We start from the raw sequence: 20,952 nt of genomic DNA on the forward strand, positions 1-20,952 counted from the left end.
ACACTTGGAGGCGCAGGCGGACGACGGGCTCTCGGAGGGGGACGCACATGCGGGACAGCCATCGGGCCGAGGCCGAGCGGCTGTTGGTACGCGCCGTGGAGGAAGAGGTACGGCGCTCCGGCGGACGCTCCGACGGGAGCGCGCTGCTCTCCCGGGGCCGGGGCGCGCTCGACGCGCTGGCCCAGAGCGCCGCGGAGGAGTACGCGGCCTACACACAGGCGCTGGACGAGGCGGCGGTCGGGCAGCTCTCGTTCGGGGAGCGGTTCCGGCGCGAGGGCGGGTCAACCGGCTTACTGGCGTCGGGAGTCGGTGCCATCGCCGCGGTGGTCGTGGATGTGGCGCTCGGGGTCGGAGCGGGCGGCGCGGTCGGTACCGGTGCGGCCGTCGCGGTCGCCGGGGCCGCCGGTACGGTCGCCAGGGTGACGGCCGCGCACGTGCCGGCCGCGCACCGGCGGGCCGGAGCGCTCGGCCAGCCGGGCGGTCCCGAGCAGCTGCGCCTCCAGTGGCTGACGGCCCTCGAAGTGCGGGGCATCCGGCCGTTCCTCGACCAGCAGCGGGCGGTGACCCCCAAGCCGGCCCAGAAGAAGGTGCCCACGCAGCTGCGCGGCACGGACAAGAGCGCGGCGGCCCGCCGCCGGTCGGTCCTTGAGCAGTCGTTCGGCCATCTCCCCGATCCCCAGGGCCCGTTCGCGGGCCGGCGGGCCGAGCTGGCCCGGATCGGGCAGTGGGTGCAGGCGGCCCGCGCCTCCACGGAGACGCGGCCGGTGGTCGTGGTCCTGCACGGGCCGCCGGGCTCGGGCCGCAGCACCCTCGCGGTGCGCGCGGCACACGGTCTGCGCGACCAGTTCCGCGGCGCCTGTCTGGTCGACATGCGCGGCGGCGCCCTGTCCGGCGAGAGCCCGCTGCCGACCCGCGACGCGCTCCTGCACCTCCTGAACCGGCTGGGCGCGCCGCGCGAGCAGCTCCTGTTCCGCGAGAGGTCGTCCCCCGAGCAGCAGGTGCGCCGCCTCGCCGAGCTCTACCACCAGCATCTGACGGGCCTCGCCGTCACCGTCGTACTGGACGACACCGACGACCCCGAGCAGATCCTCACCCTGGTGCCGCAGCGCTCCGAGGGCCTGGTCCTGGTCACCTCGTCCAAGCCGCTCGACCTGCCCGCCGACTTCCCGGCGTGGGTGCACCAGCTGGCCGTCGAGCCGCTGGACGCGGCGGGCGCGGAGGAACTTCTGCGCGAGGCGGCCGAGGAGAAGGAGAGCGGCCCCTACGACGCCGAATCCACCGATCTGGTACGCCAGTTGTGCGGCGGGCTTCCGCTGGCGCTGCGCATCGCCGGGTCCTCACTCGGCCCGCGTTCGGCGCGGGCGCTCGCCGCGGACCTGGGCGCGTACGGCCCGGTGGCACCCGCAGAGCGGGCCCTGTGGCTGCGCTACACCGACCAGTCGGAGCCGGCCCGCCGGCTCCTGCGCCGGCTGGCGCTCGCGGGCCGCGCCTCACTGGGTGCCGCGGCCGCCGCCGCGCTGCTCGCGGCCGACGAACAGGAGGCCCAGCGCCAGCTCACCGCGCTCGCCTCGGCCGGGCTCATCGACCACGTGCGCGGCAGCCGCTACCGGCTGCACGACGTGGTGCGCTCCTTCGCCGAGGCCCGCCTGGCCGACGAGGAGGACCCGGCCGAGCGGGCGGCCGCCCAGGAGCGCCTGATCCGCAACTACGCGGAGCTCGCGGACGCGGTGGGCCGCATGGTCGACGGCAAGATGTCGACCCGGGCCGGGCAGTTCGGCGGGCACGGCTTCCCGTCCCTGGACGCGGCGCTGCGCTGGCTGGACGACGAGTCGAGCTTCATCACGGCGGCCCTGCGCCAGGCCGAGGGCGTCGACCAGGAGGCCGTGCTCAGCCTGCTGGGCGCGCTGTGCGACTACTGCCTGCTGCGCGGCGACCTCTACCGGCTGGGCGAGATCAGCGAGTTGACGCAGGCCGTCGACCAGGGCCTGCTCGTGCGGTCGGTGCAGTGGCGCACCGGCATCGCCGCCCGCCAGTTGGGCGAGCTGGACACGGCGCGTACGACGCTGTCCTCGGTGGTCAACCTCTACCGCGAGGCCCAGCACGACGCCGGCCAGGCCCTCGCGCTGTGCTCGCTCGGCATCACCCTGCACCACCAGGGCAACCTGGCCGAGGCGGCGACGCGGCTGCGCGAGGCGATCGGCCTCCAGGCGGGCGAGGAGCTGTCCGGCGACCGTGCCTGGTCGCTGCACGCGCTCGCGGCCGTGGAGCGCGACCGCTCCAACCTGTCGGGCGCCCTGACCCTCCTCGCCACCGCCCTCGCACTGCACGGCGAGAACGAGTCCCTGCACGGCGAGGCCTGGACGCACTTCCAGCTCGGCCAGCTGTACCTGCGCACCGGTGAAGTCCCGCGCGCGGAAGCCGAGTTGCGCACCGCCCTCGACCTGTACGGGCGGACCCGCGACGGCCGCGGCGAGGCGTGGGCGCTGACCCAGCTGGCCCGCGCCCGGCTCGTCGAGGGCGACGCGCCGGCCGCGGTCGACGGGCTGCGCCAGGCCCTGTCGCGCCACCGGGAGCAGGAGGACGCGCGCGGCGAGGCGTGGACGCTGTACTACCTGGGCCAGGCCCTGGAGGAGCGCGGCGACCGCGACCAGGCGGTGCGCGAGCTGGAGCGGGCCCGCACGATGTTCTCGCGCATGCGCGACGTGTACGGGCTCGCCTGCGCCCGCCACCACTCGGGCCGGGTCACCCGCGACCAGCGCGCCGCCCAGACCGGCAACCTGCGCAACTCCGGCTTCGCCCGCCAGCTCCTGGTCGACGCGCGCGCCGACTTCCACCGCATCGGGGTGGCGCACGGCGAGGCGTGGACCTGTCTGGAGCTCGCCCTGATCGACGCGGGCAACAACCGGCCCGGCCCGGCGCTCGCCCTGTGCGACGAGGCGACCGCGCTGTTCGCCTCGTACGACGACCGCCGGGGCGGCGACTGGTCCCGCTTCCTGCGCTGCACGCTGCTGCCGTACGCGGGCGCGGGCGGTGTGGAGGTGGGGACGGCGGTCGCCCAGGAGGAGCTGGCCCAGCTCCTGCGCGCCCGGCACCACGCCCGCGACGCCAAGCTGGAGGACTGCGCGGAGGCCTTCGCCCTCATGCTGGAGCGCGGCGTCTCCCTGGAGTCGGGCTGGCAGGCCTGGCACCTGGGCATGGTCCCGGACCGCCACGCCCGGGAGGTCATGGGGGTGCCGGTGGGGGCGGACCGATGAGTGCCCCCTTACGACCGCCCCCGGCGTGCACCCCGTTCATCGGCCGCGCCGAGGAGACCGGGACCCTGCGGGACTTCCTGTCGGCCGGGCCGGGCCCGGCCGGCCCCAGGGTGCTGCTCCTGCACGGCCCGGCGGGCGTGGGCAAGTCGGCCCTCGCGGCACATCTCGTCACGCCGCGCCCGTCCGGCGCGGAGGTCCCCGTCTGCTGGATCCCGGCCGGGGGCGAGGCGCCGGACGCGACCGGGCTCCTGTTGCGGGTGCTGAGCCAACTGGATGCATCCGTAACGGAGTTGAGGCTCCGGTACGACGGCCCCGGGTCCACTGGAAGCAGCGCGGTGGGCGATGTCTGCCGCGATCACTTCGCCGCGCACCCGGCGCTCGTGGTCTTCGACGACGTACCTTCCGTCGAGGTCGCGGAGAACCTGCTCGCCGCGTTCGCGCGGACGCGGGCCACGGTCGTGCTGACCGCGCGCGAGGCGCTCATCCCGTTGAGCGGCGTCGGGACTCGGCGCCACGAGGTCCGGCCGCTGGACGCGCACGACTGCGCCGTCCTCGCGTGGCGGACGGGACGCCGCTTGCTGGTGGGCGCCGAAGCCGAGTCGCTGCGGCGGCTGACCGGCGGGCTGCCGCTCCTGCTCCGGCTGGCCGGCCCCCTCCTTGAGGCGGGCGGGCGCGAGGCCGGGGAGACGTTGCGCGAGTGGGAGCGGACGTTCCCGAAGAGCCCCGACGAGCGGGCGAAAGCCCTGCTGGACCTGGCGGTCGAGGGGCTCACCGACGCCTGCCGGATGACCCTGGGACGGCTGGTTCCGTACGCCCCGGTGCCGTTCGGCAGCGACACCGCGACCAAGCTGCTCGCCCGCGGCGCGCTGGGCGCCCTGGCCGAACTGGACGACGCGGGCATGCTCACCCACGCTCATGACGGCCGCCGGTCGGTGGTGGCCACGGGGCCCGGCGGCGACAGCCCCGCGTGGATCACCCCGCTCGACACGAACGTCCTCTTCCGTTCCGTACGCGAGGATCTGCTGGCCGTCCTGGACGGAGACGCATCCCCCGCGAAGTGCGCCCGGGTGCTGCGCGACACGGACGAGTACCTCGACATGGTGCTGCGGCTGCCCGCCTCCCGGGAGACGCTGACCCAGCCGCTCGCGCGCCTGCTGACCGTGCGCTGCGACGCCTACCGCCTCGCGGTGCTGCGGCGGTCGCTGGAGACCGGCCGCATTGATCTGGGGTCCCACTTCACCGCGGGAGTGCGTGACCCGGAGCTCCCGTCGGCCGTCACGTTCCGGCGGCGCACCGACCGGATACGACTGAGCTTCACCTCCTACGAGTTGGGCCACCTCGGCCGGGCCATGCAGAGGCTCGGCCCGCAGCCCTACCCGCGCGCGGCCACCGGGCCCGTCGTCGCCACGCTGCGCGGCCGCATCCTGCGCGACCAAGGCTGGGTCCACGAAGCCGAAGCCGCCTTCACGGACGCGGCGGCCCGGTACCGGGCCGGGAAACAGCTGCGCCCCGGGGCCTGGACTTCTCTGCACCACGCCGGGCTGCTCCTCCTGACGGCCCGGCCCGACGCGGCCCGCGTCCGCGCGGAACAGGCCCTCGCCGTGTTCCGGCGGACCGGCGACGAGCGGGGTCAGGCCTGGTGCACCACCACGCTCGGCCGCGTCCACCTGGCCACCGGTCACCTGGAGGACGGCCTCGTCGACCTGACGGCGGCGAAGGCTCTGCACGAGGTCAACGGTGATCTGCGGGGGCAGGCCTGGACGCTGTACCACCTGGCCCTCACCGACGCGGACCGGAACGCGGAGGCGGAGGCGATCGGGCAGCTCACCGTCGCCGCCGACCTCTTCGAATCGCTGGGCGACCGGTTCGGCGCCACCTGGGCGACACACCAACTCGGCCTGCTGGAAAGGGATGCCGAGGAGGCCCGGCGACTGCTGCGCGAGGCCGCCCAGCACTTCCGCGACATCGACTGCCCGCACGGACTCGCCTGGACGGAACTGGCCCTGGGGTCCCATCCGGCCGTCAGCCCCTACCCGGGGATCGGCAAGAAGCACAAGACCGGCCATCTGGAAAGGGCCCGGGACCTGCTCTCGCGGCTCGGCGACAGGAGCGGTGAGCTGTGGGCCCGCTACTGCCTCGGCCTGCTGGACGGCGACCGGGCCCAGGTGGACAGGCTGCTCGACGCGCTGGCCACGGGCGGGTTCACCACGTCCAGGGAGGCTCACATGCTCCTGGAACACCGGCGCGGGCAGCGGCCGGCGCCGTACTGGCGCCACGCGGTCCCGCGCCGCGCCGGCGACACCATCTCCCGCGCCCCGATGGGTGAGCCGCCCCTCGAATGCCGGGTCCGGCTCACCCTCCTCGACGGCTCGCCCACCCGCATCCTGCTGCGCGTCGAGGCGGGCGACAGCCACCCCTGGGCCGCCGATGGCGGCGGCGGGGTGTGGCTGCGGGCCGTCGGGACACCGCTCACCCCGGCCGACATCGAGCCCGCCATGGCTCTGGTGCGGCCCTCGCCGCTCGCGACTCACGGCGCCGAGTTCACCTTCACCGCCCACCGGCCCGGCCCGCACCGACTGCGTTTCACGATCGCCGACGAGCTGACGGGGAGCGTGCTGCAACAGGTCGAGACGGAGTTCGACCTCCCGGACACCGCGGACCCGCACCTCGCCGCCGCCCCGCACCCCGAGCACGTCCGGGGAGCGTGAGGCATGCCGACCGAGCTGCCCGTCCGGGTCGTCCAGGACCCCAGCCGCCGCTTCACCCGCCTGCCCGGCCTGCACACCGCCCCGCCCGACGTGATCGTCAGCTTCGACCTGTGCGCCGGCGACCGGATCCGCGCCCGGCTGTACGGTCCCGGGGTGCCCGCCCTGAAGGGGACCGAGCACAAGGCCGACCTCGCGGCCCGGCCCGCCGAGGTGCGTTCGGCGGCAGCCCGGTTGTGCGCCGCGTGGCAGGAACTCTTCGTCGGCTACCGCCCGTTGGGACCGGACGGCATGCCCGACCCGGGCCGCCCGGAGTTCCCGTACACCCGGCTCGTCGACCTCAGCGAGCAGCCGAGGCCCGAACTGGACCGGATATTGGACGAGTTGGCGCTCATGGGCGCCGATCTGCTCTTCGGAGTACTGCTCGGCGGCGACGAGCACCGGACCGAACTGATCCGCACCTATCTCGCCGACGCCCTCGCCGCACGGGGGCTGCGCATCCGCTTCGACTCCGACCTCTTCCTGCCCTGGCCGATGCTGGCGCTGCCCGGCGAGGCGAGCTGGGACACCTTCGACCGCTTCCTCGGGCACCGCCACCGCATCGAGCAGACCGGCGGCTCCTACCCCTGGCCCGGCGACCGCCCGGCCGCGCCCGCCATCCCGGTCGTCAGCCTCAACCGGGACACGGCGATCGACCGGCGGGGTCTCACCCGGGCCGACGAGGTCGCCGTCGCGCTGGCGCGGGGCACCAAACTGGTGGAGCGCACGACCCGGCGCGAGCTGGTCGAGGCGTTCGCCGACCGGGAGCTGGACGACCAGCTCATGTACTTCTGGTGCCATGGCGACTTCCAGCCCGTGGCCGATCAACCGCCTTGCCTGGTAGTGAAGTTGAGCGACGGGGTCCGTATCGACGCCCAGTTGGTGCGCGAGCGCCGCAGGGGGTTCGGCGACCACACGCCGTTCCAGCCGTTCGTCCTGCTCAACGCCTGCCACGCGGGCGCCCCGGGCGGCGACGGCGACCACGCCCATCTCGGCCGTGCGCTGATCGAGCACGGGGCGCGCGGGGTGCTCGGCCCGCAGATCGCGATGCCGCAGGCCTTCGCGGCTGAGTACGCGCTGGCGTTCGTCACGCGCTATCTGAGCGGCACCGAGTCCGCGGGCGCGATCGTCCACGCCCTGGCGCGGCACTTCGCCGACGCCTTCCGCAACCCGCTCGGGCTCGCCTACGCACTGCACTGCGGCATGGACGCCCGCCTCGACCGCACACCGGAGTCGCCGTGAAAATCGTTGATCTCGACGAGTCCGGGCGGCTCCTCGACGGCGGGCACCCCGTCCCCGTGCACCGCCTCGACGACCACTTCGCCGAGGAGCTGGGGCCGCCGCCGGGCACCACGGACATCGTGCTGTACGTCCACGGCTGGCAGACCGGACCGCAGGCCGCGGAGCGGGCCGCCGGGCGGCTGCTCGCGCTCGTCGCCGAGCAGTACCGGCGCCACCGCGACCTCTACCCGGCGCTCACCCCCTGGGTCCCGTGGCCGGTCCTGGTGCGCTGGCCCTCGCGCAGCGGGCCGCTCCTCGGGGGCTACCGCAGGATCAGGGACCGGGCCCACGCGCTCAGCGGCGCGGGCGGGCACGCGGGGCGGGTGCTCGGGGCGCTGCTCGGCTATCTCGACGCCCGGCGCGGTGATCCCCGAGGCTCGGTGCTGGCCGGCCGGGACGGCCAGTACCTGCATCTGGTGGGGCATTCCTTCGGCTGCCGGGTGCTGTGCGAGGCGGTGCAGTGGGCCGCCCGGGAGCCGGACACGCTGGGCTGGAGCAGGCCGGGGCCCGCGCGGCTGCCGTTCACGGTGGACTCGATGCTGCTGCTTCAGATGGCGGCGCCGCGCGACGCCTTCGCGGAGACGTTCACCGCGCTCGCCGAGGCGCCGCTGCGCGGCCCGCTCGTGGCCACGTACGCGCGGCGCGACTGGGCCACCGGCTTCTGGCACCGCGTCGCCGAGCGGCGGGCGGGGATCGGGAGCCAGGGCATCGGGACCGCGCCGCAGCCGGTGTCGGCGATCCGGATGCTGGCCACGGACACCGCGTACCCGCACTCCGCGCTCGACCACTGGTTCGTCAGCGTCGACGCCGGTGCGGTGTTCGTCAGCGGGCACGGGGCCGCAGGCGCGCACTCCGACCATCTGCGGCCGGAGTCCGCGCACCTCGTGCTCTCGCTGGCCGACCACTCCCGCTGAGGCCGGAGCGGCCGGTCGGCGTCAGCCGTTCTTGGGGGCGCCCTTGCCGGCGGCGGCCGCCGGGGCCGCCGCCGAGGTCTTCGCGGACGGGTCCGGGGTCTTCGCCGCCGGGTCCGGGGTCTCCTCGAAGTCGACCTTGCCCATGTGCCGGTTCATCGACTTCATCAGCAGCCACACGCCGAGGGCGAGTGCCGCGAACACGATGAAGCCGAGGACACCGGGCGTCACCTTGTCGTTGTCGATCTCGGCGGCCAGCGGGACCATGTGCGTCATTGCGAGGCTTGCGCTCATATCAGGCATTGTCGCGTACGCCCGCGAAGAGGTCGTCCTCGGGGAGGGAAGTGTCCACGAGCGACTTCGCCAGCTCGTACTCCTCGGTCGGCCAGACCTCCTTCTGGAGGTCGAGCGGAACGCGGAACCAGCCGCCGTCGGGGTCGATCTGGGTGGCGTGCGCGATCAGCGCCTTGTCCCGGATCTCGAAGAACTCGGCGCAGGGAACGTGCGTGGTCAGCGTGCGCTCGGCGCGGCCGAACTCCTTCCAGCGCTCCAGCCACTCGCCGTACGGGGACTCCATGCCGCGGCCGAGGAGCGCCTCGTGCAGGGCGACCGTGCGCGGCTTGTTGAAGCCCTGGTTGTAGTAGAGCTTCTGCGGCTGGAAGGCCGGGCCGAACTCGGCCTCGGGGAACTTCTCGGTGTCGGCCGCGCCCTCGAAGGCCACCATCGTGATCTTGTGGGTCATGATGTGGTCGGGGTGCGGGTAGCCGCCGTTCTCGTCGTACGTCGTGATGACCTGCGGACGGAAGTGACGGATGGAGCGCACCAGGCGGCCGGCCGCGACGTCCACGTCCTCCAGGGCGAAGCAGCCGTCGGGCAGCGGCGGCAGCGGGTCGCCCTCGGGCAGGCCCGAGTCGACGAAACCGAGCCATTCCTGGCGGACGCCGAGGATCTCGCGCGCCTCGTCCATCTCTCTCTTGCGGACCTCGTGGATGTGCTCCTCGATGTACTTGTCGCCCTGGAGCTTCGGGTTGAGGATGGAGCCCCGCTCGCCTCCCGTGCAGGTCACGACCAGCACGTCCACCCCCTCGGACACATACTTCGCCATGGTGGCCGCGCCCTTGCTCGACTCGTCGTCGGGGTGGGCGTGGACGGCCATCAGTCGCAGCTGCTCAGTCAAGACTCGATCCTCGGTGACTCAGTAAGTGAATTCGGCGCCCTCTGTGATCGGCGCAACGGGCGGCTTCTATAGTGACCGAATCGGGGGACGGAAAATTCCGGTGACCCCCACCAGCAGGAGGACGATCATGGCCGCTGTGCGCGAGCAGCTTCCCCAGGGGCGCTACGGGCGCTCGGCGGACCAGCGCGCGGACCGCAAGCTGAAGATCGTGGGCTCGGTGCTCGCGGTCGTGCTGCTCGGCGTGATCGGCTGGATCGGTTACGACTACGTGGGCGGGCAGTCGCTCTCCGCGCAGGTGATCAAGTTCAAGGTGGTCTCGGACACCTCGGTCGAGGTGCACCTCGAAGTGACCAAGGACAAGGACGCCAAGGGGACTTGCACCCTGCGCGCCCAGCAGACCAGCGGCGACGACGTGGGCCGCGCGGACTTCCGGTTCGACGAGCCGGCCAAGCAGGTCGACAAGGTCGTCACGATCACCACGACCTCCCGGGCGACCGCGGCGGATCTGGTCGGCTGCCAGTCCGACTGAGCCGTGCCGCCACGGGGTACCGCCTAGGGGTACCCCCGGGCCGTACCGCTCCACGTACTGCTCAAGTTACTGATCAAGGTTGACGACGCACCCGATCTGACCTGCGTTGATGAAGTTCTAGCGGTTTATGTCCTCCCCTTGCGGCGCCTGAATTGTTAGGCTCGTGGTTTCGCCCACCCGTCAAGGCACATGCTTTGGGGTAGGGCGATGCTTTGTATACCCAGTACCGACGAGGAGCACCTGTGACCCAGACCAGCGACAACGTCACCTGGCTGACCCAGGAGGCGTACAACCAGCTCAAGGCCGAGCTGGAGTACCTGTCTGGTCCCGCGCGCACGGAGATCGCCGTAAAGATCGCGGCGGCCCGTGAGGAGGGTGACCTCCGGGAGAACGGCGGGTACCACGCGGCCAAGGAGGAGCAGGGCAAGATGGAGCTCCGGGTACGCCAGCTCACGCAGCTCCTGGAGCACGCCAAGGTCGGCGAGGCCCCCGCCGCCGACGGTGTGGTGGCTCCCGGCATGCTCGTCACGATCGCCTTCGACGGCGACCCGGACGACACCCTGGAGTTCCTGATGGCCTCGCGCGAGTACGCCTCGACGGAGATCGAGACGTACTCCCCGCAGTCGCCGCTCGGCTCCGGCGTCAACGGCAAGAAGGTCGGCGAGGACGCCGAGTACGAGCTGCCCAACGGCAACAAGGCCTCGGTGAGGATCCTCGCGGCCGTCCCCTTCAACGGCTGACCCCCACCCCCGCACGACGAAGCCCCCGGCCGCCCTTGAGCGGCCGGGGGCTTCGCGTGTGCTCAGGCGGTGGCCGAGCGGTACTTGCGCACGGCGAGCGTGCGGAAGACCACGACGATCAGCACGGACCAGGCGAGCGAGGCCCAGACCGGGTGCTGCATCGGCCAGGCTCCGGAGTCGACCACGCCCGGATTGCCGAACAGCTTCCGGCAGGCCTGGACGGTCGCGCTGAACGGGTTCCACTCGGCGATGTGGCGCAGCCAGGGCGTCATCCCCGAGGTGTTCACGAACGCGTTGGACACGAAGGTGACCGGGAACAGCCAGATGAGGCCGCCGGAGGTGGCGGCTTCCGGCGTCCGCACGGAGAGGCCGATGAGGGCGCCGATCCAGGAGAACGCGTACCCGAGCAGGAGCAGCAGCGCGAAGGCACCGAGCATCTTGGGCACGCCGTTGTGGATGCGCCAGCCCACCAGGAGGGCGACGATCGCGAGGACGACGACGGTCAGGGTGGTCTGCACGAGGTCGGCGAGCGTGCGGCCCGTCAGGACCGCGCCGCGCGCCATGGGCAGCGAGCGGAAGCGGTCGATGAGGCCCTTGTGCATGTCGTCGGCGATGCCCGCGCCGGCGCCCGCCGTCGCGAAGGTGACGGTCTGCGCGAAGATGCCCGCCATCAGGAACTCGCGGTAGGCACCGGCGTCGGTGGTGCCGCCGATGTTGACCGAACCGCCGAAGACGTAACTGAACAGCACCACGAACATGATGGGCTGGATCAGGCCGAATATGACCATTTCGGGAATCCTGGTCATCCGGATCAGATTCCGCTTGGCCACCACCAGCGAGTCCCGGACGGACCCGCCGATGCCACCGCCCGTCCGGGGGGCCGGTGCCGCGTCGGTGATGGTGCTCATTTCCCGGCCTCCTTGCGGCTCTTGGGCTTGGCGGAACCGTCCGCGTTCTCGTCGGCCTCTTCCTTCGCGGTCTCGGCCGCGTGGCCGGTCAGCGAGATGAAGACGTCGTCGAGGGTCGGCCGGCGCAGACCGATGTCGTCGATCTCGACTCCCCTGGTGTCGAGTTCACGGATGACCTCGGCGAGCAGCTTGGCACCGCCGGTGACCGGGACGGTGAGCTGGCGGGTGTGTTCCTCGGTCTTGACCTCGCCCTTGCCGAAGCCGGCCAGGACCTCGCGGGCCGGGGCCAGCTGGTCGCCCTGGTGGACGACGACCTCGACGCGTTCGCCGCCGGTGCGGGCCTTGAGCTGGTCGGAGCTGCCGCGTGCGATGACCTTGCCGTGGTCGACCACGGCGATGTCGTGGGCCAGGCGGTCGGCCTCTTCGAGGTACTGGGTGGTGAGCAGCAGCGTGGTGCCCCCGGCCACCAACTCCTGGATCACTTCCCACAGTTGCTGCCGGTTGCGCGGGTCGAGGCCGGTGGTCGGCTCGTCCATGAACATGACGGGCGGCGAGACGACGAGGGCGGCCGCGAGGTCGAGGCGGCGGCGCATGCCGCCCGAGTACGTCTTGGCGGGGCGGTCGGCGGCGTCCGCGAGGTTGAAGCGGTCGAGCAGCTCACCCGCGCGCGCCTTCGCGGCCTTGGCGTTCATCTGGTAGAGCCGGCCGACCATGTGGAGGTTCTCGCGGCCGGTCAGGTATTCGTCGACGGCCGCGAACTGGCCGGACAGGCCGATGGAGCGGCGGACCTCGTTGGGATGCTTGAGGACGTCGATGCCCGCGACGACCGCCTTGCCTCGGTCGGGCTGGAGCAGGGTGGTCAGGACGCGCACGGCGGTGGTCTTGCCGGCGCCGTTGGGGCCGAGGAGGCCGAGGACCGTGCCTTCGGGGACATCGAGGTCCACGCCGTCCAGAGCCGTTACTTTGCCGAACGTCTTCACCAGGCCTTCGGCGTAGATGGCGCCTGGCATGTGAGTACCCCCAGTGGTGGGTGTGACTTCCTGGACAAATCCTAGATTTTCCGGGCATAAGTCGCCCGGTGGAGCCGTTGTCGAGCCACACCATAACGCGATACATCGCGTCTGTCAGCGGTACTGCGGGTTCTGCGGATTCCGCGGTACGGCCTGCTTCAGCCGATGACCGTGTAGCCCGCCTCCCGCAGCGCCGACGCCAGCTCGGCGCAGTGCTCCGGGCCCTTCGTCTCCAGGTGCAACTCGACCTCCACCTCCGTGAGTCCGAGCCGGGGATCGGTCCGTACGTGACTCACGTCCAACACATTGGCATCGAGCACTGACAATTCGCCGAGCAGCGAGGCCAGCGCCCCGGGGCGGTCCGTGAGCCGAAGGCGCAGCGAGAGGTAGCGGCCCGCCGCCGACATGCCGTGGCGCAGGATGCGCTGCAGCAGGAGCGGGTCCACGTTGCCGCCCGAGAGCACCGCGACGACCGGCCCCCGGAAGGCCCCGGGATCACTGAGCAGCGCGGCCACCGGGCTCGCCCCGGCCGGCTCCACGACCAGTTTCGCCCGCTCGAGGCAGAGCAGCAGCGCACTGGACAGCTCGTCCTCGGAGACCGTGCGCACCTCGTCCACCAGCTCGCTGACCAGCGCGAACGGGATGTCACCAGGCCTGCCCACCTTGATCCCGTCGGCCATCGTGGGGGCCGTCTCGACGGCGACCGGATGCCCGACGGCGAGGGAGGGCGGATAGGCCGCGGCGGCCGCCGCCTGCACGCCGACGATCCGGACGTCCGGCCGCAGCGCCTTCACCGCGACGGCGATGCCCGCCGCGAGCCCGCCGCCGCCGATGCCGACGACGATGGTGCGCACCTCGGGGCACTGCTCCAGGATCTCCAGGCCCACCGTGCCCTGCCCGGCGATGATGTCCTGGTGGTCGAAGGGGTGGATGAACACCGCCCCGGTCTCGGCCGCGTACGCCTCGGCGGCGGCCAGGCTCTCGTCGACGACCGTGCCGTGCAGGATCACCTCGGCCCCGTAGTGCCGGGTCGCGGCGACCTTCGGCAGCGGGGCGCCTATCGGCATGAACACCGTGGAGTGCACGCCGAGCAGCGAGGACGCCAGGGCCACGCCCTGCGCGTGGTTGCCCGCGCTCGCGGCGACCACCCCGGCCGCCCGCTCCTCGGGACGCAGCCCGGAGATCCGCACGTACGCGCCCCGCAGCTTGAAGGAGCCGGTCCGCTGGAGGTTCTCGCACTTGAGGTGCACCGGGGCGCCCACCAGCGACGAGAGATGGCGTGATCCCTCCATCGCAGTGGTGCGGGCCACTCCCGACAACATCTTCTGCGCACCGCGGATGTCGTCGAGGATCAGGTCGTGCAAGGGGCCAGACGTACCGAAGCTCATGACCGCAAGTCTCGCAGCTCACACCCCTTCCGGCCGCTGGGCTGTGGATGGGCCCGGACTTGTCCACAGCTTTGCGCACCGCCGGTACGTATGCGGGTCAGGCCGCGTACTCTGTCCCCCACCACACCGACACCCGCACGAGAGAGCCCCGGCCATGCCCCCAGTTCAGGACATGACTCCCCCGCTTGACCCAGGCCTCCTCGATGCCCTCCAGCACCAGGTGGCCGTGTTCGCGCGCCGCGCCGAGCAGACCAGGCTCGGCGGCGTCGGACAGGTCCGCAACTCGATGGACCGGGCGGCCTATCTGCTGCTCAACCGGCTGGACCTGGAAGGCCCCATGGGCGTCAAGGCGCTCGCCGCCGGCATGGGGATCGACTCCTCGACCGTGACGCGCCAGGTCGCCCCGCTCGTCGACACCGGCCTGGTCAAGCGGACTTCGCACCCCGAGGACGGCCGGGCGGTCGTGCTCCAGCTGTCCCCGCGCGGCCAGTCCCGCCTCGAAGAGGTGCGCTCCTCGCGGCGCGAGCTGATGGCGCAGGTCACGGACGGCTGGACGGAGCACGAGCGCGAGTCGTTCTGCACGCTGCTCACCCGCTTCAACTCCGCGCTCTCGGCCCGCCAGTCGGCCGCTCAGGAGCCGTCCGCGCCGACCTCTTGACCGGGAGCTCGCGCCTGCCCTCATATGAGGCTCATGCGCGAGCGGTACTCCACCCGACACCGCCGCCGCACCCGGGAGTTCGAGGCATTCGTGGCGGGCGCGGGAGGCCGGCTGCTGCACGCCGCCACCCTGCTGACCGCCGAGCCCCCCGACGCCAACCCGCGCGCCCGGCGGCTGTTGACCGCCGCCCTCGCCGAGACGTACGCCCGCTGGCACCGGCTGCGCGGTGAGGACCCGTACGACCGCACCCGGCAGGAACTCGCGGCCCGTTTCGCCCGCGCCGCCTGGCGCCACCACCGGCCGGCCGTGCCCGGGCGGCCCCGGCCGCCCGCCGACACCGGTCTCCTCGCGCGGCTGACCCCGCAGGAACGTCTCATCCTGGTGCTGCGCCTGTACGAGGGCGTCGCCGAGGAGCAGACGGCGGCGCTCGTCGGGCTTCCGGTGGACCGGGTCCGCGCGATCTGCACCCGGGCGGTCACCGCGATGCGCAGCACCCCGCCCGCGCCCGCCGCCCCCGCCCCCGGGGTGGCCCCGTGAAGCGGCCCGCCCCGGCCCCGGCCCGGGGAGCCGTGTGGGCACGGGAAGCCGTATCGGCACGGGAGGCCGTATGAGTGCGCCCGACCGCAAGACCGCCGAGGTCCGCCGCCTCCTCGAGAGCGGCGCCCACCCGGTCGTGCCCGCCGAACTCGCCGACCGGGCGGCCGAGTTGGGGCTGCGGATGCTGCACCGGCGCCGCGTCGTGCGCCGACTGCTGTGGCTGCTGCTCGTGGCGGCGGTGATCGTCTTCGTGGTGTGGGCCTCGATGGTCCAGCCCTGGGTGGCGCCGCCGTCCACGGTGACGCCACCCGTCGACGGGCTCTAGGCCCGGTGCCGCTCTAGCCCAGCGCCTGCTGAAGGTCGGCGAGCAGGTCGTCCGCGTTCTCGATGCCGACGGAGACCCGGACCAGGTCCGCCGGGACTTCGAGGGCCGAGCCCGCCACGCTGGCGTGCGTCATGCGGCCGGGGTGCTCGATCAGCGACTCGACGCCGCCGAGGGACTCGCCCAGCGTGAACAGCTTCGTACGGTTGCAGACGTCCACCGCCGCCTGCTCGCCGCCCTCGACGCGGAAGGAGACCATGCCGCCGAAGGCGCGCATCTGCTTGGCCGCGACGTCGTGACCGGGGTGCTCGGGCAGCCCCGGGTACAGGACCTGGGTGACCTTGGCGTGCCGGGTCAGCATCTCGGCGACCTTGCCCGCGTTCTCGCTGTGCCGGTCCATGCGCACCGGAAGGGTCTTGATGCCGCGCAGCACCAGCCACGAGTCGAAGGGCCCGGCGACCGCGCCCATCGCGTTCTGGTGGTACGCCAACTCCTCACCGATCTCGGCCGAGTTGGTGACCAGCGCGCCGCCCACGACGTCCGAGTGCCCGCCCATGTACTTGGTCAGGGAGTGCACGACGATGTCCGCGCCCAGCGACAGGGGCTGCTGGAGGTAGGGGCTCGCGAAGGTGTTGTCGACGACGAGCTTGGCGCCCGCGGTCGAGGCGACCTCGGCGACGGCCGCGATGTCGGTGATCCCGAGCAGCGGGTTGGAGGGCGTCTCCACCCAGACGACCTTGGTACGGGGGGTGATCGCGGCCCGCACCGACGCCGGGTCGGAGGTGTCGGCGACCGACCATTCGACGCCCCAACGCGAGACGACCTTGGCGAAGAGACGGAACGTGCCGCCGTAGGCGTCGTTCGGGATCACCACGTGGTCACCGGGCGCGAGCAGCGTACGCAGCAGGCAGTCCTCGGCGGCGAGCCCGGAGGCGAAGGCGAGACCGCGGCGGCCGCCTTCGAGGGCCGCCAGGTTCTCTTCGAGTGCGGTCCGCGTCGGGTTCGCGCTGCGGCTGTACTCGTAGCCGCCGCGGAGACCGCCGACGCCGTCCTGCTTGTACGTGGAGACCTGGTAGATCGGGGGTACGACCGCACCGGTCAGCGGATCCGCGGTGTTCCCGGCGTGGATCGCGATGGTCTCGAAGCTCTTGTCGAGGTGCTCGTGGCTCATGGCCCAGAGCCTAGTTCGTCGGATCGCCCGGTTCGCCACTTCCGGGCGCGGTCCCACACGGTCGGGTTCGCCACATCCGGGCGCGGTCTGGTTCGCTGGTGGACATGGAGATTCTGTGGACCCTGCTCGCCCTCGGCGTACTGTTCGCGCTCATCGGCCGGTTCGTCTTCCGCCGGGGCGGCGGCATCCAGCTGGCGCGGCCCGGCTCGCCCGACGCCGCGGACCCGGCGGCGTACGGCTTCGCGCTCCAGGAGGAGCTCGACGTCCGCATGCCCGGGCCCGACCAGGATCTCCTCGACGTGCTCGCGGTGGTGCAGCACACCCAGGACTGGAAGCCGGCCCAGCGGCTGCTCGCCGAGACCCCGAAGGAGGGCGAGCGGCGCTGGCAGCGCGTCCAGGCCTTCGCGGGCGCGGCCTCCCTGGAACTGGCCCAGCGGCCCGGCGTCGGCGGGGCCTGGCTGCGCAAGTGGCGTTCCGAGGCGCCGAAGGACGCGGGCGCGGCCCAAGTGCACGCGGAGTTCCTGGTCCAGCAGGCCTGGCGGTCCTCGTCCGTCGGCCGGGACGACTTCCGCATCATCCTGGAGGAGGCCCGCACGGTCTGCGGCGAGGCCGCGCTGCTCGCCCCGGGCGACCCGGTCCCGTACGTCACCGAACTCGCCGTGGCCCGTGGACTGGCTTATCCGCGGCCCGAGTTCGACCAGCTCTGGGCCAAGGTCATGGACCGCGCGCCGCACCACATGGGCGCGCACCTCGCGGCCCTGCACTACCACTGCGAGAAGTGGCACGGCTCGCGCGCCCAGGCCGACGAGTTCGCGACGGCGGCCGCGGCCCGCGCCCCGCGCGGCTCCCTGCTCTCCGCGCTCCCCCTGTTCGCGGTGTACGAGCACACCCCCGACGTCGTGCTGGTGTCGGACTTCTACCGCACGGCGGTGGTGAGCCGCGCCATGGAGGGCGCCCTGCACGCCGTCCACCAGGCCCGCGCCGACGACCCGGTGCTGCCGCTGGTCCGCCACCTGCTGGTCTTCTTCCTGGTGCGCGGCGAACGCTGGGCGGAGTCGATGGACCAGTTCGTGGCCCTGGACGGCTATGTGGGCGCGGTCCCCTGGACGGTCTCCGAGGACCCGGCCGCGACGTACGCCCTGTGCCGGGCGCTCGCGGTGGCGGGCTACGAGGCGAACGGGGGCAGCCCGGCGACGCTGCGTCGGCCGTAGCGTCTGCCGGAGTGCCGGGCGCTCGGCCCGGCCCCGCCCGCTCGGGTCGGGCGGGGCGGAATCTCCGGGCGGCCCGGTGCGTTACCCCTGGGCACCCAATCTTCCGAGGAGCCCCCGATGATCTTCGGCCGCCGCACGCCCGAGCTGCCCACCCCCGAGCAGGCCCTCAAGGGACGCCCGGAGCCCGAATTCACCCTGCCCTCGCGGCACACGGTCCTGGGCAACCCGCTGGCGGGCCCCTACCCGGCCGGCCTGGAGGTCGCCGACTTCGGCATGGGCTGCTTCTGGGGCGCCGAGCGCAAGTTCTGGCAGACCCCGGGCGTCTGGACGACCCTGGCCGGCTACCAGGGCGGCAGCACGGTGAACCCCGCGTACGAGGAGGTCTGCTCCGGCCTGACCGGCCACACCGAGGCGGTGCGGGTGGTCTACGACCCCGCCGTCGTCTCGTACGAGCAGCTCCTGAAGGTGTTCTGGGAGAACCACGACCCGACCCAGGGCTTCCGCCAGGGCAACGACGTGGGCACCCAGTACCGCTCGGCGATCTACACCCACACCCCCGCGCAGGAGGCCGTCGCCCAGGCCTCCCGCGAGTCCTACCAGAAGGTCCTGACGGGCTCGGGCTACGGGACGATCACCACGGAGCTGCTGCCCGCCGAGGGCCGCCCGTTCTACCCCGCCGAGCCGTACCACCAGCAGTACCTCGACAAGAACCCGGCCGGATACTGCGGCATCGGCGGCACCGGGGTCTCCTGCCCGATCGGGGTGGCGAAGGCCCAGGGCTGAGGACGCCGTAGGGAGCGAGAAGCGGGGCACCGGCCGGACGGCCGGTGCCCCGCTTCTCGCGTTCTCCTCCTCGTTGCCCTTCCTGGCGTACGCCGGGCCACGTGGAGGGGTGACGTTGTGCGTCGAAGGGGGCCGGGCGGTCGCGGGCGGGCCCGTCGTCGGGGTGAATGGCTCGGGTGAGAACTGTTCGGGCGGACGGGAGGCGGGCGTGAGCGATCCGAGGACGACCATGGGAGAAGCCGTGCACCTGAGACTGCCGCACGCGCCGCCCAAGCCCGCGCAGGGGTGCCCGGTGTGCGCCGAGCTGGTCGCACGGCGACGGGCCGCGCGCGGGCGTGGGGACTTCTCGGCGGCCACGGACGCCGATGTGGAGATCCGCCACCATCCGCATCCGGGCCGGCGGCGCTAGCACCCGCACGAACGGCCCGGCCCGGCTCGGCTCGGGCGTTGCCCCGAGGGTGATCGACCCGCTGGATATTCGCTGGCCGTCGCCGTACCACCACGTCACGCTTGCCCGCATGGAAGACAGCCACCCGTTCCCGCCCCGGCAACAGATCCGCGCCCTGCACACCGAGTCGACGGTCACCGTCTACCAGGCGTACGACCCGGGGCTCGGGCTGCCCGCCGCCCGCGACGGGCGGTTCCCGGCGGCATGGAAGCGGGAGCGGATGACCTGGGTCAAGCCGTCGTTCCTGTGGATGATGTACCGCTCGGGATGGGGCATGAAGGAGGGCCAGCGCACCGTGCTCGCCGTCGAGATCCGGCGGGACGGCTTCGACTGGGCCGTCGAGCACGCCTGCCTGTCGCACTACGTGCGCGATCTGCACGGTGAACCGGGCGACTGGAAGCGGGAGTTGAAGCGCGCACCCGCCCGGGTGCAGTGGGACCCCGAGCGGGATCTTCACCTCCGCGCACTGCCGTACCGCTCGCTGCAGCTCGGTCTCGTCGGGGAGGGGTCGCGGCGTTACGCGGACGAGTGGATCGTCGGGATCCGCGATGTGACCCCGCTCGCGCACCGCGTCCACGCGCTAGTGCGGGACGGCCAACTCGACGCCGCCCGGGCCCTGTTGCCTGCTGAGCGGGTCTATCCGGGCACGGTCGGATCCTAGGGCTGGGCTGGGCCGATCCTCCGAGCCTGAGCGCCCTCTCCCGCAAGGGAGTTGACGCGGGCGGACCGGGCACGCGAACGGCCCCGGAGGCAGGGGGGTGCCTCCGGGGCCGTGATCAGGGACCGGTGTCACAGGGCCGGGGTCGGCCCACGAGTGGAGCCCGGGATTCGGGCCGACGCGGTCAGATCGTCGCCGTGTCGATCACGAAGCGGTAGCGCACGTCACTGGCCAGCACCCGCTCGTACGCCTCGTTGATCTGGTCCGCGCGGATCAGCTCGATCTCCGCGCCCAGGTTGTGCTCGGCGCAGAAGTCGAGCATCTCCTGGGTCTCCTCGATGCTGCCGATCATCGAACCGGCGAGGATCTTGTTGCCGCCGATGAGGCCGAACATGTTGAGCGAGTTCGGCTCCTCGGGGGCGCCCACGTTGACGAACGCGCCGCCGGCCTTCAGGAGCGAGAGGTACGCGCCCAGGTCGAGCGGGGCGGACACGGTGGAGACGATCAGGTCGAGGGAGCCCGCGAGCTGCTTGAAGGTGTCCTCGTCGCTGGTCGCGTAGTAGTGGTCGGCGCCCAGCTTGAGGCCGTCGTCCTTCTTGCGCAGCGTCTGGCTGAGCACGGTCACCTCGGCACCCATCGCGTGCGCGATCTTGACGCCCATGTGGCCGAGGCCGCCGAGCCCGAGGATGGCGACCTTCTTGCCCGGGGCCGCCTGCCAGCGCTTGAGCGGCGAGTACAGGGTGATGCCGGCGCACAGCAGCGGGGCCGCGACGTCCAGCGGGATGCTGTCGGGGATGCGCAGGGTGTGGTCCGCGTCCACGACGATGTGCGTGGAGTAGCCGCCGTAGGCGGGCTCGCTGTCCCGGCCGATGGCGTTGTACGTGGAGACGCCGTCCTCGCAGAACTGGTTCTGCCCGGAGCGGCAGGCCTCGCACTTCCCGCAGGAGTCGACGAAGCAGCCGACGCCCGCGCGGTCGCCGGCCTTGAACTTGGTGACGTCCGAGCCGACCTCGGTGATCACTCCGGCTATCTCGTGGCCGGGCACCATCGGGAAGATGGCCTGCCCCCAGCCCTCGTTCGCCTGGTGGATGTCGGAGTGGCAGATACCGGCGTACTTGATCTCGATGAGCACGTCGTTGGGGCCCACCGGGCGGCGCTCGATGGTGGTGCGCTCCAGCGGAGCCTTGGCGGCGGGGGCGGCGTAGGCGGCGACGGTGGTCAT

At 72.6% G+C, this 20,952-nt stretch carries 20 protein-coding genes; 13 read left to right on the forward strand and 7 right to left on the reverse strand.

Annotated features, from left to right (window positions below; all coding sequences use genetic code 11):
* The first annotated feature begins 47 nt into the window (after window positions 1–47).
* Genes ACFYZA_RS11855 through ACFYZA_RS11870 form a run of 4 tightly spaced genes read left to right on the forward strand, consistent with a single transcriptional unit; the run spans window position 48 to window position 8,193 of the window.
* Complete coding sequence (locus ACFYZA_RS11855; protein ID WP_388489628.1) at window positions 48–3,254, forward strand: tetratricopeptide repeat protein; 3,207 nt, start codon at window positions 48–50, stop codon at window positions 3,252–3,254.
* The gene (locus tag ACFYZA_RS11860; RefSeq protein WP_388489631.1) at window positions 3,251–5,962 is read left to right on the forward strand and encodes an AAA family ATPase; all 2,712 of its coding nucleotides are present in this window, start codon (window positions 3,251–3,253) and stop codon (window positions 5,960–5,962) included. Before ACFYZA_RS11855 ends, ACFYZA_RS11860 begins: the two co-directional genes overlap by 4 nt.
* A 3-nt stretch (window positions 5,963–5,965) precedes the next feature.
* On the forward strand, window positions 5,966–7,240 hold the full coding sequence (locus ACFYZA_RS11865) for a CHAT domain-containing protein (protein ID WP_382594521.1): 1,275 nt from the start codon (window positions 5,966–5,968) through the stop codon (window positions 7,238–7,240).
* Entirely contained in the window at window positions 7,237–8,193 is a 957-nt protein-coding gene (locus ACFYZA_RS11870; RefSeq protein ID WP_382594524.1) for a hypothetical protein, read from the forward strand. Before ACFYZA_RS11865 ends, ACFYZA_RS11870 begins: the two co-directional genes overlap by 4 nt.
* Window positions 8,194–8,214: 21 nt before the next feature.
* Here the strand turns inward: ACFYZA_RS11870 and ACFYZA_RS11875 are convergent, their stop codons facing one another.
* Window positions 8,215–8,493 (reverse strand): hypothetical protein, encoded by a 279-nt coding sequence (locus ACFYZA_RS11875; protein ID WP_382594527.1) that lies wholly within the window; start codon window positions 8,491–8,493, stop codon window positions 8,215–8,217.
* On the reverse strand, window positions 8,486–9,367 hold the full coding sequence (mca, locus tag ACFYZA_RS11880; protein ID WP_382594530.1) for a mycothiol conjugate amidase Mca: 882 nt from the start codon (window positions 9,365–9,367) through the stop codon (window positions 8,486–8,488). Before mca ends, ACFYZA_RS11875 begins: the two co-directional genes overlap by 8 nt.
* Before the next feature lie 127 nt (window positions 9,368–9,494).
* Between mca and ACFYZA_RS11885 the strand changes: the two genes are divergently transcribed.
* Together ACFYZA_RS11885 and greA are read left to right on the forward strand one after the other, a co-directional pair.
* On the forward strand, window positions 9,495–9,896 hold the full coding sequence (locus tag ACFYZA_RS11885; RefSeq protein WP_382594533.1) for a DUF4307 domain-containing protein: 402 nt from the start codon (window positions 9,495–9,497) through the stop codon (window positions 9,894–9,896).
* A gap of 242 nt (window positions 9,897–10,138) precedes the next feature.
* Window positions 10,139–10,636 (forward strand): transcription elongation factor GreA, encoded by a 498-nt coding sequence (gene greA / locus ACFYZA_RS11890; RefSeq protein WP_382594536.1) that lies wholly within the window; start codon window positions 10,139–10,141, stop codon window positions 10,634–10,636.
* A gap of 62 nt (window positions 10,637–10,698) precedes the next feature.
* Here the strand turns inward: greA and ACFYZA_RS11895 are convergent, their stop codons facing one another.
* The 3 genes from ACFYZA_RS11895 to ilvA form a co-directional block, all read right to left on the reverse strand.
* On the reverse strand, window positions 10,699–11,544 hold the full coding sequence (locus ACFYZA_RS11895) for an ABC transporter permease (RefSeq protein WP_382594539.1): 846 nt from the start codon (window positions 11,542–11,544) through the stop codon (window positions 10,699–10,701).
* Window positions 11,541–12,554 carry an ATP-binding cassette domain-containing protein gene (locus ACFYZA_RS11900; protein ID WP_388489635.1) on the reverse strand — a complete coding sequence of 338 codons (1,014 nt, stop codon included), beginning with the start codon at window positions 12,552–12,554 and terminating at the stop codon, window positions 11,541–11,543. Before ACFYZA_RS11900 ends, ACFYZA_RS11895 begins: the two co-directional genes overlap by 4 nt.
* A gap of 158 nt (window positions 12,555–12,712) precedes the next feature.
* A complete protein-coding gene (ilvA, locus tag ACFYZA_RS11905) occupies window positions 12,713–13,942 on the reverse strand; it encodes a threonine ammonia-lyase (protein ID WP_382594545.1) in 1,230 nt (409 codons plus the stop codon).
* 154 nt (window positions 13,943–14,096) lie between these two features.
* On the opposite strand from ilvA, the gene ACFYZA_RS11910 reads away from it, so the two are divergent.
* The 3 genes from ACFYZA_RS11910 (at window position 14,097) to ACFYZA_RS11920 (ending at window position 15,462) form a co-directional block, all read left to right on the forward strand.
* Entirely contained in the window at window positions 14,097–14,600 is a 504-nt protein-coding gene (locus tag ACFYZA_RS11910; RefSeq protein ID WP_189968650.1) for a MarR family winged helix-turn-helix transcriptional regulator, read from the forward strand.
* A 33-nt stretch (window positions 14,601–14,633) separates the two neighbouring features.
* Entirely contained in the window at window positions 14,634–15,137 is a 504-nt protein-coding gene (locus tag ACFYZA_RS11915) for a sigma factor-like helix-turn-helix DNA-binding protein (RefSeq protein ID WP_388489639.1), read from the forward strand.
* A gap of 70 nt (window positions 15,138–15,207) precedes the next feature.
* Window positions 15,208–15,462 (forward strand): hypothetical protein, encoded by a 255-nt coding sequence (locus ACFYZA_RS11920; RefSeq protein WP_382594552.1) that lies wholly within the window; start codon window positions 15,208–15,210, stop codon window positions 15,460–15,462.
* 13 nt (window positions 15,463–15,475) lie between these two features.
* On the opposite strand, the gene ACFYZA_RS11925 is transcribed toward ACFYZA_RS11920, so the two are convergent.
* Complete coding sequence (locus ACFYZA_RS11925) at window positions 15,476–16,630, reverse strand: cystathionine gamma-synthase (RefSeq protein WP_382594555.1); 1,155 nt, start codon at window positions 16,628–16,630, stop codon at window positions 15,476–15,478.
* A gap of 104 nt (window positions 16,631–16,734) precedes the next feature.
* Between ACFYZA_RS11925 and ACFYZA_RS11930 the strand changes: the two genes are divergently transcribed.
* The 4 genes from ACFYZA_RS11930 (at window position 16,735) to ACFYZA_RS11945 (ending at window position 19,733) form a co-directional block, all read left to right on the forward strand.
* Complete coding sequence (locus ACFYZA_RS11930; RefSeq protein WP_382594558.1) at window positions 16,735–17,841, forward strand: hypothetical protein; 1,107 nt, start codon at window positions 16,735–16,737, stop codon at window positions 17,839–17,841.
* Window positions 17,842–17,958: 117 nt separating this feature from the next.
* Window positions 17,959–18,624: a peptide-methionine (S)-S-oxide reductase MsrA gene (gene msrA / locus ACFYZA_RS11935; RefSeq protein ID WP_382594561.1), complete on the forward strand. Its 666-nt coding sequence runs from the start codon at window positions 17,959–17,961 to the stop codon at window positions 18,622–18,624.
* A gap of 208 nt (window positions 18,625–18,832) precedes the next feature.
* Window positions 18,833–19,033 carry a hypothetical protein gene (locus tag ACFYZA_RS11940; protein ID WP_388489643.1) on the forward strand — a complete coding sequence of 67 codons (201 nt, stop codon included), beginning with the start codon at window positions 18,833–18,835 and terminating at the stop codon, window positions 19,031–19,033.
* A gap of 109 nt (window positions 19,034–19,142) precedes the next feature.
* A complete protein-coding gene (locus ACFYZA_RS11945; protein ID WP_388489646.1) occupies window positions 19,143–19,733 on the forward strand; it encodes a DUF4291 domain-containing protein in 591 nt (196 codons plus the stop codon).
* Between the two features lie 181 nt (window positions 19,734–19,914).
* On the opposite strand, the gene ACFYZA_RS11950 is transcribed toward ACFYZA_RS11945, so the two are convergent.
* The gene (locus ACFYZA_RS11950; protein ID WP_388489648.1) at window positions 19,915–20,952 is read right to left on the reverse strand and encodes an NAD(P)-dependent alcohol dehydrogenase; all 1,038 of its coding nucleotides are present in this window, start codon (window positions 20,950–20,952) and stop codon (window positions 19,915–19,917) included.

Source organism: Streptomyces sp. NPDC001828 (assembly GCF_042892175.1).
Taxonomy (GTDB): domain Bacteria; phylum Actinomycetota; class Actinomycetes; order Streptomycetales; family Streptomycetaceae; genus Streptomyces.

What these genes read in the sequence shown, in the direction of transcription:
- ACFYZA_RS11855 (WP_388489628.1), top strand. Translation starts at nt 48, where the DNA reads ATGCGGGACAGCCATCGGGCCGAGGCCGAGCGGCTGTTGGTACGCGCC.
- ACFYZA_RS11860 (WP_388489631.1), top strand. Translation starts at nt 3,251, where the DNA reads ATGAGTGCCCCCTTACGACCGCCCCCGGCGTGCACCCCGTTCATCGGC.
- ACFYZA_RS11865 (WP_382594521.1), top strand. Translation starts at nt 5,966, where the DNA reads ATGCCGACCGAGCTGCCCGTCCGGGTCGTCCAGGACCCCAGCCGCCGC.
- ACFYZA_RS11875 (WP_382594527.1), bottom strand. Translation starts at nt 8,493, where the DNA reads ATGCCTGATATGAGCGCAAGCCTCGCAATGACGCACATGGTCCCGCTG.
- ACFYZA_RS11885 (WP_382594533.1), top strand. Translation starts at nt 9,495, where the DNA reads ATGGCCGCTGTGCGCGAGCAGCTTCCCCAGGGGCGCTACGGGCGCTCG.
- ACFYZA_RS11895 (WP_382594539.1), bottom strand. Translation starts at nt 11,544, where the DNA reads ATGAGCACCATCACCGACGCGGCACCGGCCCCCCGGACGGGCGGTGGC.
- ACFYZA_RS11900 (WP_388489635.1), bottom strand. Translation starts at nt 12,554, where the DNA reads ATGCCAGGCGCCATCTACGCCGAAGGCCTGGTGAAGACGTTCGGCAAA.
- ilvA (WP_382594545.1), bottom strand. Translation starts at nt 13,942, where the DNA reads ATGAGCTTCGGTACGTCTGGCCCCTTGCACGACCTGATCCTCGACGAC.
- ACFYZA_RS11910 (WP_189968650.1), top strand. Translation starts at nt 14,097, where the DNA reads ATGCCCCCAGTTCAGGACATGACTCCCCCGCTTGACCCAGGCCTCCTC.
- ACFYZA_RS11915 (WP_388489639.1), top strand. Translation starts at nt 14,634, where the DNA reads ATGCGCGAGCGGTACTCCACCCGACACCGCCGCCGCACCCGGGAGTTC.
- ACFYZA_RS11920 (WP_382594552.1), top strand. Translation starts at nt 15,208, where the DNA reads ATGAGTGCGCCCGACCGCAAGACCGCCGAGGTCCGCCGCCTCCTCGAG.
- ACFYZA_RS11925 (WP_382594555.1), bottom strand. Translation starts at nt 16,630, where the DNA reads ATGAGCCACGAGCACCTCGACAAGAGCTTCGAGACCATCGCGATCCAC.
- ACFYZA_RS11930 (WP_382594558.1), top strand. Translation starts at nt 16,735, where the DNA reads ATGGAGATTCTGTGGACCCTGCTCGCCCTCGGCGTACTGTTCGCGCTC.
- msrA (WP_382594561.1), top strand. Translation starts at nt 17,959, where the DNA reads ATGATCTTCGGCCGCCGCACGCCCGAGCTGCCCACCCCCGAGCAGGCC.
- ACFYZA_RS11945 (WP_388489646.1), top strand. Translation starts at nt 19,143, where the DNA reads ATGGAAGACAGCCACCCGTTCCCGCCCCGGCAACAGATCCGCGCCCTG.
- ACFYZA_RS11950 (WP_388489648.1), bottom strand. Translation starts at nt 20,952, where the DNA reads ATGACCACCGTCGCCGCCTACGCCGCCCCCGCCGCCAAGGCTCCGCTG.